Annotated in this window: 13 protein-coding genes; 7 read left to right on the top strand and 6 right to left on the bottom strand. The window is 67.5% G+C overall.

From position 1 onward, the window contains the following. The first annotated feature begins 1 nt into the window (after position 1). Positions 2–826, top strand: a complete 825-nt coding sequence (locus tag AX672_RS09260; RefSeq protein ID WP_202189288.1) for an ATP-grasp domain-containing protein — start codon at positions 2–4, stop codon at positions 824–826. Here AX672_RS09260 and AX672_RS09255 read toward each other — a convergent pair. From AX672_RS09255 to AX672_RS09245, 3 genes are all read right to left on the bottom strand, one after another. Beyond that, entirely contained in the window at positions 820–4,929 is a 4,110-nt protein-coding gene (locus tag AX672_RS09255; protein ID WP_231731246.1) for a translocation/assembly module TamB domain-containing protein, read from the bottom strand. The two genes, AX672_RS09260 and AX672_RS09255, sit on opposite strands and share 7 nt — an antisense overlap. After that, positions 4,926–6,905 (bottom strand): autotransporter assembly complex protein TamA, encoded by a 1,980-nt coding sequence (locus AX672_RS09250; protein ID WP_082730471.1) that lies wholly within the window; start codon positions 6,903–6,905, stop codon positions 4,926–4,928. Before AX672_RS09250 ends, AX672_RS09255 begins: the two co-directional genes overlap by 4 nt. A gap of 80 nt (positions 6,906–6,985) precedes the next feature. Continuing rightward, positions 6,986–7,231 carry a hypothetical protein gene (locus tag AX672_RS09245; RefSeq protein WP_066650856.1) on the bottom strand — a complete coding sequence of 82 codons (246 nt, stop codon included), beginning with the start codon at positions 7,229–7,231 and terminating at the stop codon, positions 6,986–6,988. Between the two features lie 123 nt (positions 7,232–7,354). Between AX672_RS09245 and AX672_RS09240 the strand changes: the two genes are divergently transcribed. Continuing rightward, positions 7,355–7,534 (top strand): hypothetical protein, encoded by a 180-nt coding sequence (locus tag AX672_RS09240; protein ID WP_066650855.1) that lies wholly within the window; start codon positions 7,355–7,357, stop codon positions 7,532–7,534. 3 nt (positions 7,535–7,537) lie between these two features. Here the strand turns inward: AX672_RS09240 and AX672_RS09235 are convergent, their stop codons facing one another. Beyond that, positions 7,538–8,155, bottom strand: a complete 618-nt coding sequence (locus AX672_RS09235) for a S24 family peptidase (protein WP_066650897.1) — start codon at positions 8,153–8,155, stop codon at positions 7,538–7,540. Between the two features lie 129 nt (positions 8,156–8,284). Between AX672_RS09235 and AX672_RS19195 the strand changes: the two genes are divergently transcribed. Both AX672_RS19195 and AX672_RS09225 read left to right on the top strand, forming a co-directional pair. Further along, entirely contained in the window at positions 8,285–8,413 is a 129-nt protein-coding gene (locus AX672_RS19195) for a hypothetical protein (protein ID WP_269454045.1), read from the top strand. Next, positions 8,413–8,721: a hypothetical protein gene (locus tag AX672_RS09225; RefSeq protein WP_066650853.1), complete on the top strand. Its 309-nt coding sequence runs from the start codon at positions 8,413–8,415 to the stop codon at positions 8,719–8,721. Before AX672_RS19195 ends, AX672_RS09225 begins: the two co-directional genes overlap by 1 nt. On the opposite strand, the gene AX672_RS09220 is transcribed toward AX672_RS09225, so the two are convergent. Both AX672_RS09220 and AX672_RS09215 read right to left on the bottom strand, forming a co-directional pair. After that, positions 8,718–9,515: a hypothetical protein gene (locus AX672_RS09220; RefSeq protein ID WP_066650852.1), complete on the bottom strand. Its 798-nt coding sequence runs from the start codon at positions 9,513–9,515 to the stop codon at positions 8,718–8,720. The two genes, AX672_RS09225 and AX672_RS09220, sit on opposite strands and share 4 nt — an antisense overlap. After that, positions 9,485–10,726, bottom strand: coding sequence for a TIGR04063 family PEP-CTERM/XrtA system glycosyltransferase (locus tag AX672_RS09215; RefSeq protein ID WP_066650851.1), 1,242 nt, complete (start codon positions 10,724–10,726; stop codon positions 9,485–9,487). Before AX672_RS09215 ends, AX672_RS09220 begins: the two co-directional genes overlap by 31 nt. On the opposite strand from AX672_RS09215, the gene AX672_RS18870 reads away from it, so the two are divergent. The 3 genes from AX672_RS18870 to AX672_RS09200 are packed head-to-tail and all read left to right on the top strand — an operon-like array spanning position 10,725 to position 13,424. Beyond that, the gene (locus AX672_RS18870; RefSeq protein ID WP_202189293.1) at positions 10,725–10,991 is read left to right on the top strand and encodes a hypothetical protein; all 267 of its coding nucleotides are present in this window, start codon (positions 10,725–10,727) and stop codon (positions 10,989–10,991) included. The genes AX672_RS09215 and AX672_RS18870 overlap by 2 nt on opposite strands. Further along, entirely contained in the window at positions 10,984–12,345 is a 1,362-nt protein-coding gene (locus AX672_RS09205) for a putative O-glycosylation ligase, exosortase A system-associated (protein ID WP_066650849.1), read from the top strand. Before AX672_RS18870 ends, AX672_RS09205 begins: the two co-directional genes overlap by 8 nt. Further along, on the top strand, positions 12,291–13,424 hold the full coding sequence (locus AX672_RS09200; protein ID WP_331711185.1) for an acyltransferase family protein: 1,134 nt from the start codon (positions 12,291–12,293) through the stop codon (positions 13,422–13,424). The genes AX672_RS09205 and AX672_RS09200 overlap by 55 nt, the downstream gene beginning before the upstream one ends. Positions 13,425–13,439 lie beyond the last annotated feature (15 nt).

Genomic DNA, 13,439 nt, shown 5'->3' with positions numbered 1-13,439 from the left:
CATGCTGATGCCCGCCGCCGACAGCGATTATGCGGCGGAAGCGGTGGAGATGGTGGAGGACTATCGCGCCGCCTTCGCCGCACGCGGGCTGGTGCTGGCGCCGCGACCGTGGACGGATGGGCCGGGCAACGGCGCGGCGGCGCTCGTGCTGTTTTCCTGGGGTTATCATGTTGATGCGGCGCGCTGGGCGGGCGTGCTGGCGGACTGGCCGGACGGCGCGCCGCTGTTCAACCCGCCCGCACTGCTGCGCTGGAACATGCGCAAGACCTATCTCGCCGAGCTTGAGAGCGCGGGGGTGCCGATCGTGCCGAGCTGGTTCGGCGATGCCGATGCGGTGAGCGTCGCGGCGGCGTTCGATCGCTTTGGGGTCGACACGCTGGTGGTGAAGCCGCAAGTCTCGGGCGGCAGCTATCGCACGGCGCGTGTCCGGCGCGGTGATCCGGTCGAGCCGCTCGCCGAGGCGATCGTCCAGCCCTTCCTCCCCGCTGTGGGCGAGGAAGGCGAGTTGTCGCTGCTGTTCATCGGTGGCGCGTTCAGCCACGCGGTCCGGAAAGTCGCGCAGGGTGGCGACTTCCGCATTCAGCCGCAGTTCGGCGGGCAGCTTTCGCGCGCCGAGGCCAGCGACGAAGCCCGCGCAGTCGCGGCGAAGGCGCTGGCGGCACTGCCGGTCGCGCCGCTCTACGCCCGCGTCGACCTGATCCGCCTACCCGGCGGCGGGCTCGCGCTGATGGAATTGGAAGCGATCGAGCCCGACCTCTACGTCGATTTCGGCGAGGATGTTCCGGGCAAGCTTGCCGACACACTGGTCGCGGCGCTCGTTCAATAATCCTTCGACACGCGGACGTTGGCGCTCTGGCGCCCCAGCGTCGAGACCGTCGACAGGATCGACAGCCAGCGCGTGATCTGGAACTCGACCTGCGTCGCTGAATAGCCCTGCCCGTCCGTGATGATTTCGGCATAGAGCCGCCGGGTGATATACTTGCCCGCTGCGAACGAGGTCGTCCGCCCGATGGTCTTGTCGGCAGGCAGAATGCGCAACCGGTCGAGCCCCGCCACCCGGCGCAACGCATTGATCGGGTTCAGCCCATTGCCGCCGCCCTGCAGCGCCGCCACCGCCGAGGCGAGCTGGAGCGCCTCGGGTGCCGATAGCTGAGTGATCGAGGTGCCGAACAACAGCCGCGAGAGCAATTCGTCCTGCGGCAGCGCGGGGGTGCTTGAGAAGCTGATGTCGGGCTTGGTCGCTTGCCCCGCCACCCGGATCGTCGCGCTGAGGCCGGTCGTATCGGCGCTGGCGGCGATATCGATAACCGGGTCGGGCGGCGAATTGCCAAGGAAGCGGATCGTGCCGCGGCTGATCGCGAACTCGCGGCCCGAAAATTCATAAGTGCCGCGGATGATGTCGGCGCGGCCTGAAATCGTCGGTTCCTCGACAATGCCGCCCAGCTGCATCGTCGCCGACCAGCGGCTGGTGAGACCAAGCCCCGACACGTCGAGACTATCCGGCGCCCGCGCGCACACATCGAGCCGCCAGGGCTTGAGCGGCACGGTGTCGACCTCGTCCTCGCTGCCCGGCAGGTTGATTTCGCGGATGTTGAGCTTGGGCACGGCAGCCGCGGCGGTTGCCTGCCCCAGGCGGTAGCGGCTCGCGCTCAGCACGACGTCGCCGCTGATCAGTCCCCCGTCACCGTCCGAATGGATCGTGATCGGCCCCGTGATCGTCGCGCCAATGTCGTCGCGGTTGATCATCACCGCACGCTCGGCCTGCAGCTTCAGGTCGATGCCGAAGCCGTGGACGGCCGCGAAATCGAAGCTGCCGCTGCCGGCAACGCGCCCGCCCCGCCCGGCGTCGGCGGTAAAACTGTCGATCCGCAGCACCGATCCGCTGAAATTGCCCGCGCCTTGAACATTGGTGAGCACGGTGCCGGTACGCGCGCTTTCGATCCGTGCGCCCTTGGCCCGCAGCGCGCCGGTGATGCGCGGGTCGTTGACGCGACCGGTCAGGTCGGCGCCGATCGCAACGGGGCCTGACAGATCGAACAGCTCGATCCCCGTCAGCCGCCAAAGCGTATCGGCGGGGCCGTCGTAGCGCACCTGCGCGAACAACCCGGCGTTGGCGAGCCGCTTGACCAGATCACCCTGACCCAGTGGCGACAGACGTGCCTGCGCGCGGCCGATCGTCTTGCCGCCCGATGCCATGATCGCCCGCAAGGCGAGGCTGTCGGCACCCAGCACTCCGGCGAGCCCCATGTCGACCGGCTGCGAAGTCAGCACAAGGCCCGAACGGCTGAGACCCTTGACCGTCATGTCGATCCGCCCGGTCGGCGCGGCATCGCCGCTTTGCGCAAAGGCGAGCTTGCCCGAGGCACTGCCGGAAAGCCCCAGCCCGGGATAACCGATGTCGAGCACCGACAGCGGCATCCGCGCGAGCGTCGCGTCCAGCGCCATCCGGTCGCCCGAAAGCTCACCGAGCCGCCAGCCGTCGCCGATACGCGTCACGACGGCGGGCGATACGAGCGCGATCGGACGCCGGTCGATCGTGCCCGATGCCGTTACGCTGTAGCGATCCGGACTCGCATCGGCGGCGAGGCGAATATCGAAGGCGCGGCCGCGGGTACCGCGCAGTTGCGCGCTGATCGTGCCGGTGCCGCCGCGCAGCGATGCATCGACGTTGAACCGCCCGAGCACAAGGCTGCCCTGACGCAGTCCGACGCCTTCGGCCTTGGCCTCGATCGACACGCCATCGGGATCGAGCAGCGCGACGAGATCGAGCTTGCCGCGTCGCAACCGCGCCGCGTCGGTCACCTTGGCGTTGCTCGCTTGCAGATGCGCTTCTATCCGCTGCACCTTGCCAACTGGCGCGAAGGCGAGCGTGCCGCGCGCTGCGCCGCTGACGTCGAGCTGCCCGTCGAAGCCGCCGGTCACGGCGCGCAGACTGCCGCTCGCGTGCATATCCGCCACGTCGAGTGCGGCGATGGCGATGGTTGCGGTGCCCCCCTTCGGCAACAGAATCGCGCCGCGCCCGGCAAAGGCACCGAGTGTCGACCCGCCACTGGCGGCGAAGATGAAACCCTCCGCCGTGGGATCGAGATGCGCGGTCACGTCACGCAGACCAAGCGCCTCGTTCGGGCGCGCCAGTTTGAGGTCGACCGTCGGCCGTTCGAGCCTTCCGTCAAGCTTCAGCACCAGCGGGCCATATTGCCGCTGCGTACCGCTGCCTTCGAAATGGACGCTACCGTCGCGGCGCAGATAGCCATTGCCGGTGATGCGGATGTCTGGCGCAGTCAGCAGCAGATTGTCGAAGTGCAGTACGCCGTCGGTCGACTGGCGCAGCGCCGTGGTGATGCGCGGCTGGCCATGCGCTAGCGACGCGAAAAATTCATTGTCGAGGCGGACGAACTGCGCGGTCGCATTGCCGGTGATCAGCGCACCCCTGCCACCGGGCGCGGGCACCACCCGCAGCTTCGATGCGACATCGACCACACCCAGCCCGGGAATCAGGAATTTGCGCAGGCCGCCGCTCAGGCCGACGTCGAAGCGACCAGCCTTCAGGTCGACGATCAGGCTGAGCGTGCCAGTGAGCTTGTCCGACCGGAACGGAATGTTGTCGCCGGTAATCAGGGCAGGCGTCGCGCGCAAAATCCCTTGCGCCGACAGGTTGCGCAAGATGCCGCCGACCATCGCGTCGACGCCGGTCACTCGCCCGACCTCGAGCCGCACCGGTACAGCGACCGGGAAGCGCGACAGCCGCCCGCCCCCGCTTGCGCGCACGACTTCGAATCCTTCCTTGCCACCGAACTGCACGCGGTCGGCGGTCAGCCGGTAATCGAACCGGGCCGTGTCGAACGTGCCGTCGAGCACCGCGCGCAGTTCGATTGCGCGGCCGCTTGCGCGGTCGACGACGCTGGCAGGATCGAGCACCCGCACGCGAGTCCGCAGGTTGCGATAGCTGCTGGTGGCGAGATCGATCGCGCCCGAGCTGTCGACCGCCAGTGCGCGCGAGCGCAGCGCCAGATTGCCGTCGAGCACGCGCGCAGCAAGCGTCGCGGCGCCCTGCACCGTCACGCGCGGCGCGAAAATCCGTGCAGCCTTGCCCCCCACCACGCGGTCGAGCGCCAGCGTACCGGCCAGCGTGTAGCGCCCGGCATCATTGCCAAGCGCGAGGTCAAGTGCCTCGGCACCGGCGACCTTCCCCTTGGCGGTGCCGCGCCAGCGCGCCCAGCGTCCCTCGCCGGCGATGCTCAACGCCAGCGGGCGAGCGATGCCGCTCAGCTTCGCCAGCAGCCCGTTCGCTCGACCAGTTGCTCGCAGGTCGATGTCGAACCGGTCGGCATCGGGGGCGGCATCGAGCATCAGCCGGATGTCGTCGCTTCCCTCGATCCGCGCGGCGAGTTGCACCATCGCGCGGCGATTGCGAACGTCGCCACTTGCAACGACTCTGCCGACGCGCTGGGCGCCGGTGACGCGCGGGCCCACCACCAGCCGGTCGATCCGCAGCCCGCCGACGCGGATGTCGAACCCAGGCAGAATCGGCCCGCGCTTCTGCCCCGGATTGAGCGTCGGCGCTTTGATGAGCGTCGCTTCAGGAATGGCGAGGGTGTTGATATCGAGCCGGTTGCCGAGCCACGCCAGCGGGCGCCAGTCGAGTTCGGCGCGCGGCACCGCCAGCACTGGCCCCTTCGGATCGCTGACACGCACGTCGATCAGCGTCGCCTTCGACCATACCGACCCGGTGATCCGCCCGACCGAAAAGCGGAGGCCGCTCGCGGGGCGCTGCGCGGCGATCTGATCGGCGATGAAGCGGTGGCCGATGCTGGTATCCACCAGCCACAACGCCAGTGCTGCCGTGGCGAGCAGCAGCGCGACGATGACGGCGACCCAGCGCAAAAGGCGCGGGGCACGACGCGGCGGGGGCGCGGTATCTTCGCTCAAAACGCCTGCCCCAGCGACACGTAAACGGCAATGCGCGGATCGCCGCGCTGCGGGTTGATCGGCGTGCCGACGTCGATGCGGATCGGGCCGAAGTTCGAATAATAGCGCAAGCCAACGCCCGCGCCATATTGCAAGTCGCTGAACTTGGGCAGGTCCGAGGTATAGATGTTGCCCGCATCGAAAAAGGGCACAATGCCGAACGGCCCGAACGCCTTGATGCGCGCTTCGAGCGAAAATTCGGTCAGGCTGCGTCCCCCGATCGGATCATTATTGGGATCGCGCGGGCCGATCGCCTGAAAGCCATAGCCGCGCACCGACGCCCCGCCGCCGGCGTAGAAGCGCCGCGACGGCGCGATCGCATCGCGCGGCGCGCCGAGGATCGTGCCGAGCCGCACCCTGCCGGCAAGTACCACCCGCTCGCCCAGCGATTTGTACGCGCTCGCATCGAACTGGATGCGGGCATAGCCGAACACCGACCCTTGCAGCGACAATTCGGGCGACAGCCGCCCGCCGAGCCGGAATCCCTTGGTGGGATTGAGCAGATCGTCCGACCCGTCATAGGAAAGGCTGGTCGGCAGCGAGGCAATGAAGAACGTCCGTCGCCGCGACGCCCCCGTCGTGATGATGACGTCGCGCTCGTCGGAGGCCGCAAGCTCGGCACCCAGCGACCAGGTCCATTTCTTCTGAAAGAAGATTGTCGTCTGGCGCTCAAGGCTGCCCGACAGCGAGAAGGTGCGCGCTTGAAAGGCGGGCCGATTGATGTTGGCGCCCGCCAGCTGCGCCGTCAGCACCCGGTCGCGCCCCTGGAAATTGTTGCGGCGGAAAATCACCGATGCCGATTGCTCCTGCGTGCCCGCTACCCCCCGCAGCGTCAGCGCGCCTTCGGGCGGGAAGAGATTGCGGTGCGTCCAGTCGACTTCGGCGCGGATGCCTTCGCCGGTGCCATAGCCGAGTTCGCCGGCGATCGTGCGCGGCGGTGCGGGCTGGAGCGCAACCGCGATATCGACCGTGCCGGGCTTTTCGCCCTCGACGGGTTTGACCTCAGCCGACGAGACAATGCCGGTCTGGATCAGCGCACGGCGCAGATCGTCGAGCGCCGTCGCATTATAGGTTTCGCCGGGCTTGAAGCGCGCGATCTGCTGGATGTGGCGCGCGTCGAACAATTTGTTGGGCGGGGTGACGATCCGGCCGAAAACGCGCACGCCGCCGGGTTCGACCGCGACGTTGAGCGTTGCCTTGCCAGTTGCATGGTCGATGACGACGCTCGGCTCCTCGACGGTTGCGAACGGAAAACCGCGCTCGCCGAGTTGCGCGCGCAGCTCGGCGGTGCCCCCAGCGATCTTGTCGGCATCGACAGGATCGTCGACGCCAACGCCAAGCGCGTCGCGCAGCGCCGGCGCCACTTCCCCTGCTGCCGCCAGACCGGGCGTCGAAACCGTATCGAGCTTGTACTGCGTGCCGGGTTCGACCAGCAGCGTCACGCGGGGCTTGCCGCTTTCGGCCGAAATGCTGGTGCTGATCCGGGCGTCGTAATAGCCGATGCCGCGCAGCAGCGTCTGGAGCAGGGTCACGTCCTCGCGCGCGCGACGATCGATCTGGGCGGCGTTCGACGGGTCGCCGACATGAGCCTTCAGCGCCGACAGGCTGTTGAAACGTTGCAGGAACAGCGCGTCGGTGATCCCCTCGATCCCCTCGATACGGTACTCATATCGGGTCAGTTCGGCGATGTCGGTCTTGGCGGTGCCGTCGGTAGCGGTGGCGTCGACCTTGCTGAGATCGGGCCAGTCGACGCCCAATTCCGGCAGCGGCGCCAGCGGCGAATCGGGATCGAGCATCGGCGATTCGGCCGGCGGCACCGGTGCTGGCGCAGGCGTCTGGGGCGGCGCTTCCTGCGCGCAGGCTGTGCCGGGCACCGCGATTGCCGCGATCATCGCGGCCAGCCCGCAGCCCTTATGCCATCCGACGCGCCCAATCATGCCCCCGCTCTAGCGGGACGGCACGCCCAGCAACAGGCCCGGACGCGCAACGATGCCGCGCGACCGAACGCCTTGGTCGATCAGTGCAACGTGCCGTCGCGCGGCGCCGACAGGGTCTCGATCAGCCGTTCGATCTGGCGCCAGCGGCAAAAGCCGTTGACATTGCCCCGCGCCCGGCTGGCGTCGGCGCGTGCTGCGGCTTCGATCCCGGCGAGATGGCCGTGATCTGACATCAGCGTCACTGCCGCTTCAAGCGTCGCGCGATCGGCGATGTAGCAGGCGAGCCGCGGCTCATCGGGAAAAAGGTCGAAGGAATCGGCGTGCATACGTCCGTCTACGCGACCGCCTACAACCTTCGGATTACGCCAATTGGTAAAGATTGCGAAAGCCATGTCTGTCCGTCGTCGGCGGACTGGCGCCAGTCGTCCGATCGTGGCAGGGCGCGGGGCATGACAACTCGACCCCAGCGTCCGGCGCCGATGGCCGGTGGTGTGCTGATTGCGATTGGCGCGATCGTCGGTGCGTTTGTGGGCGCGACGCAGGGCCAGCCCAGTTTCGGCTTTCTGCTGGGGCTGGCGGCCGGGATCGCGCTGGCGACTGCTGTGTGGCTACGCGACCGCGCGCGCTGACCCCTATTTCAGCCGCCGGGTCAGCCGGACAACCCGCCCGATAACCTCAACGGCTGCCACGCGGCGCGGCGGATAGGCCGGGTTGTCGCTGGTGACGATCATGCCCTCGGCCACGGGCGTCAGGCGCTTGACCACCAGCGCGCCGTCGATGCGCGCAACGAACAGCCCGTCGCCGCCGGGCGTGCGATCGGCACAATCGACCAGCAATTCGTCGCCATCGGCAATTGTCGGCAGCATCGAATCGCCGCGCGCCGTAATGATCGACAGGTTTTCTGCACGCACCCCCAGTCGCCGCAGCAGTGCCGGGTCGATGGCCTCACCCCCCGCCGCCCGATCATCGTCGACTAGTGCCCCCGGGCCAGCCGAGGCGGCAGCGTCGATCAGCGGCACGCGCACCAGCGGCGGCGGGCGATCCGCGCCGCCCAGCCGCGTTTCGTCGATGCCGAGATAAGCGGCGATCAGCCGACGGTCGTCCTCGGCCAGACGGCGCGGCGTTCCACGCTGGACGAATTGCTGCAGATAGGCGGCATTGCGCCCGATCAGCCGCGATAGCGCGGCGAGGCTCACGCCGCGCTCGCTCGCCAATGCGGCCAGCGCCGCGCGCGGATCATCGCTCTGCATGCGCATCTCCTAGTCGTAGGATTTTTCCTAGACAAGTAGGAAATGATGGAACACACCAAGAACATTGATCGAGTCGGGAGCAGGATGACGATGCTGGTGGAAGTGGATCGGTTTTTGCGGGCTAGCGGCATGAGCGCGACACGGTTCGGGCGACTCGCGGTCGGCGATCCCAGTCTTGTGCGTGACCTTCGCCGTGGACGCACGCCGCGCCCGGCGACGATCGCGCGGATCACGGCCTTTCTGGCGAGGCAGGCGTGATGGCGCGCGATGTCGGCGCGGTGCTGACGCGCAGCCTGATGGGCGCAGCGGCGCAAGCCGGGTGCCCGATCGATGTCACCGCAGGCGATTGGCGGCGGTGGGCAAGTGCAACATTTTCGGGCGCGCGGCACCGGCTGTCGCTGGCGGGATCGCCCTGCCCCGCGTTCGACGACTGGCTGGCTCGGCTGGGCGATGCCGATATGGCGATGCCCGGCCATCTCGTCGCTGACCTGACGGTCGCCGCGGTGCGCCGCGCGCCGCAACGCATCGAAGTCGATCTGGAAGTGCTGACCGTCGAGGCGGATTAATTGCCCGAAGCGAAGCGGCGCAGCGAGTTCATCGCCCCATCAGCGCTGACCCGCGACGCGCGGTCGGTGCGAGTGGAAACACCACGTTCGAGCCGCTCGAGCAGCGCGGTAATCGTTGCTTCGGTATCGCGCGCTGCGGGCCGGGGCGGTGCCACGACCGGGTCGGCATCGGGGCGACCGCGCACGATCGGCGTCAGTTCGAAAGTCTCGATGCGCTCGCCCGGCGCAAAGCGCGGCAGCGGCGCCGGCTCGCGGCTGGCGGCGGCAAAGGCGGCGGGATCGAATGCCGACAGTGGCAGGTCGAGATCGTCGGGCACCGCGCGTTCGACGTCCGGCATCGGACTGGCCGGCTCGTCGAGCGGCCCTGCAACCATGCGCGCATGGACATCGAGGAACGGCGTGCCGAGGTCCCGATTCGCAAACAGCGGCGCACGCGGCGGCGCATCGGGATGGGCATCACCGCGACGGAGCACCGGAGGGGCATTGACTTCCTCGCGCCCCGCACCCGGGAATCGCAATGTGAAGCGCTTGCCACCGAGCAGCGGCGACAGCGCGAACCAGGCCAGCATCCCCATGAGGCCACCACCCAGCGTGATCAGCACGGCTCTGGCCGTAAATCCCAAGGGCGGCTCGGCCGCGGCCATCACAGCGGGCAGGCCGCTTGCCATCACCAACCGGTCGAGCATCGTGTCCTGGATCAGCGCGAAGCCGATTGCGGTTGCCAGCCCAAGGGTGACGGCGGCGGTGGACGCAACAGGCAGCGTCAGGCGCGAGCGGCGGAGGGACGAGACCATGGCTTCAACCTATCGGCGCTTTCGGTTAGCTTTTGGTAAACAGGCTCGTAACGCCCGACATTGATTGCCCAATTTCGCTCGGCGGCGACAAAAGCCCGGCCGCGTGCGCGACGCGCTTCCCAGCCGTCACGATCCGCGAACAGGCCCGCCAGCGCCGCTGCAATCGCTGGCGGATCATCGGGCGCGAACAGCGTGCCGGTGACGCCGTCGTCGATCAGCTCGCGGTGGCCGCCGACATCGGATGCTGCGACCAGCCGCCCTTGCGCCATCGCCTCGAGCGGCTTGAGGGGCGTGACGAGATCGGTCAGCCGCATCTTCTTGCGCGGGTATGCGAGCACGTCGACGATGCTGTAATAGCTCTCGACCTGCTGGTGCGGCACGCGGCCGACGAAGTGGATATGCCCTGCGACCGGTGACGCTGCGGCCTGCGCGCGCAGTGCCTCCTCGCACGGCCCACCGCCGACCAGCACAAGTTGCGCGCGCGGGCGTGCCGCGACCAGCGCGGGCATCGCCGCGATCAGGTCGTCGAGCCCTTCATAGGCGTAGAAGCTGCCGATGAAACCCACGACATCGCCCCCGGCAACGCCCAGCCGATCGGCAAGCGCGGCGTCATAGGGCGCAGGCTCACCAAAGAGGGTCAGGTCGACGCCGTTGGGCGACACCATGATCTTTGCCGGATCGATGCCGCGCGCGATCAGGTCGCTGCGCAATCCTTCGCAGATGACAGCGACCGCATCGGCGCGGCGTACTGCCCAGCTTTCGAGCAGGCGCGTCGCGCGGTAGCGCAGCGATCCTTCGGTGCCGGTGCCGTTGCCGACCGCGGCATCTTCCCAGAAGGCTCGGATTTCATAGACCAGCGGCAGGCGCGAGCGACGACGTGCGATGAGCGCTGCCAGCGCGTCGAGCACCGGCGAATGCGCGTGGAGCACGTCGGGACGGAACGCATCGATCACCTCGCCGATACGTTCGGCAAAGGCGCGCACTTCGCGCCATTCGCCGAACGGTGGCGGCGCGGCGGGCGTCGGCGCCGTGCGGTGGAAATCGATGCTGTCGACGGTTTCCGCGCGCGTCGGCGCTTCGCCGTGGCGCGGGCCGGTGACGGCGGCGACCTGCCACCCGCGCGCCATCTGGGCTTTCAGGATCGCGCGCGTGCGAAAGGTATAGCCGCTGTGGAGCGGCAGGCCATGGTCGAGAATATGCAGGATCCGCATGGCCAGCGCCTTGCCACGCGAGTGTTTAACGCCGCGTCAACCCGGTGGGGCTATGCCACAAAAAGGGCGCGCGACGATTGCCGTCCGCAGGCGACAGGCGCAGGCGACGAACAAAGCCATGATCGACAATTTCGCGCTGGGGCTCAGCCATTTGCTGATGATGATCGCGGCGATCATCCTGCTGCGCCGACCTGCGCTCGATCACGAAGGTCCCGCCCCGGACGATAGTCGCAAGGACGATCCGAAAGACCGGCGGCGTGCGTGATCTCGTCTTTGTCGGTTTCCTGCTCGCGCTGTTCGGGATGGGCTTTCGGCGGCCTTTCCTGTTCGTGCTTGCCTATGTCTATATCGATCTCGTCTCACCGCAGCGGCTGACCTATCTGCTGCTCAATTCGGTACCGATCTCGCTGATCGCAGTGGTGCTGGCGTGGGGCGGCTGGCTGATCGCCGACGACAAGCGCGACACCCGCGTTGCCCCACGCCAGCTGATGCTGCTTGCGCTGCTCGTTTACTGCGCGATCACAACGCGCAGCGCCGACTTCCCGATCGATGCGGTCGGCAAATGGGACTGGGCTTGGAAGGCACTCGCCTTTGCCATTTTCCTGCCGCTGACCTTGCGCACCAAACTGCGGATCGAAGCGTTGCTGCTTTTCATGATCTTGTCGGCAGCGTCGATCATCATCGTCGGTGGCATCAAGACGATTTTTTCGGGCGGCGGCTATGGCGAGCTCAACCTGATCGTCACGAGCAATTCGGGGCTGTACGAAGGCAGCACGATTTCGACCGTTGCGGTCGCGATCGTGCCGCTGATCCTGTGGTTCGTGCGGCACGGCACGATCTTTCCGCCCAACTGGAAAGTGTCGCTCTACTGCTACGCGCTGGTGTTTGCCTGCCTGCTGATCCCGGTCGGCACCTCGACGCGCACCGGCCTGCTGTGCATCTTGCTGCTGGCCGTATTGATGCTGCGCGATGCCAAGCGGCGACTGCTCTACCTCGCGCTGATCGCCGCGACACCGATCGTCGTCTATCCCTTCCTGCCGCCGTCGTTCGTTGAGCGGATGCAGACGATCAAGGGCTATCAGGGCGACAGCTCGGCCTCGACCCGCGTCGCGGTCTGGAAATGGACGGTCGAATACGCCAAAACCCATCCGTTCGGCGGCGGGTTCGAAGCCTATCGCGGCAACCACATCCGCTTTGAAACGGTGAAGACGAGCGGCGATGGCAATAATATCGCGTTCGAACGCAAGCTCGAGACCGACAAGGCGCGGGCCTATCACAGCGCCTATTTCGAGATGCTGGGCGAACAGGGATATCCGGGGCTAGCGCTCTGGCTGCTGATCAATCTGGGCGGCATTTTCCGGATGGAAGTGATCCGCCAGCGTTACCGCAAGCTCCCCGAAATGGCCTGGGCGGTCCAGCTTGCGAGCGCGCTGCAGACCGCGCACATCGTCTATCTGCTCGGCGCGGCTTTCGTCGCGATTGCCTTCCAGCCGTTCATCTACATGCTGATCGGTGCACAGATCGGACTGGACACCTATCTCGCGCGCAAACGAGCCGAGACCTTGTGGCAGCCGTTCCGGCGACGGCGCCCAGCGATGCCGGCGGCGGCCGCCACATGACGTCGCCCGAGCTTCGTGCGCTGACCAGCGTGCGCGGCCTCGCCGCGTGGCTCGTGGTGCTGTTCCACATTCGCGGCAGCATGGCCGGGCTGCCAGCGGCGGCCAAAGCGGTGCTGGCGAAGGGCTATCTGGCGGTCGACTTCTTCTTCCTGCTTTCGGGCTTCGTGATCTGGCTGACCTATGCCGAGCGGCTGCGCGCCGAGGGTCCGGGCGGCGTGCCGCGCTTTTTGTGGCGGCGGATCGCGCGGATCTGGCCGCTGCATCTGGTGATGCTGGGTGGCGGTGTCGCGCTGGCGCTGCTGCTAGCGGCGACCGGGCGTCACGACCCTGCGCGCTTTCCGTTCGACGAGCTGCCGCTGCACATTCTGCTGGTGCAAAATTGGGGGATGACCGACGCGCTCAGCTGGAACGACCCGGCCTGGTCGATCAGTTGCGAACTGGCGGCCTATCTTGTCTTCCCCTGGGCAGTGTTCGCGGTCGATTGGCGACGGTTGCAGGGCTGGGCGTTGGTCGGCGCGATTGCGGGCATGATCACGCTGTTGCATCTGGTGATGCAGGGCAGCGGCGCGACGACGCTCGGCAGCGATATCACCCGACTGGGCGTAGCGCGTTGCCTTGCCGAATTCGGTGCCGGTACAGCCGTGGCGGCGCTGTGGCAGCGCTGGCGCGGGCGGCGCGAGGCGCTGGCTGGCGCGCTCGCGACGTCAGCGGGGGCCGCTACCTGCTGGGCGCTCGGCTGGCCCGAGACGCTCGCCGTGCCCGCGATGTTCGCTGCGGCATTGCTCGCGCTGGCGCTGTCATCGGGCGCGAAGCGACACCCGCTGGAGGGGGGCGCGATCCATTATCTCGGCACGATCAGCTATTCGACCTATCTCGTCCATTTCCTGCTGTTCTTCGCATTCAAGCTGGTGCTGGTGCGCGATGCCAGCAATGTGCCGCTGCCGCTGATTGCGCTCTATCTCGCTCTGGTGCTGGTCAGCTCGATCTGGCTGTTCCACTGGGTCGAGCGGCCCGCGCAGCGGCTGCTGGCAAGTTGGAACGGCCGCGCACCGATCCTCAAATTTCCTCCATCTTTGTGACCTAGCCCGGTCCTC

Source organism: Sphingomonas sp. CCH10-B3 (genome assembly GCF_001556185.1).
Classification (GTDB): domain Bacteria; phylum Pseudomonadota; class Alphaproteobacteria; order Sphingomonadales; family Sphingomonadaceae; genus Sphingomonas; species Sphingomonas aquatica.
This window is presented reverse-complemented; position numbering and strand designations above follow the sequence as displayed.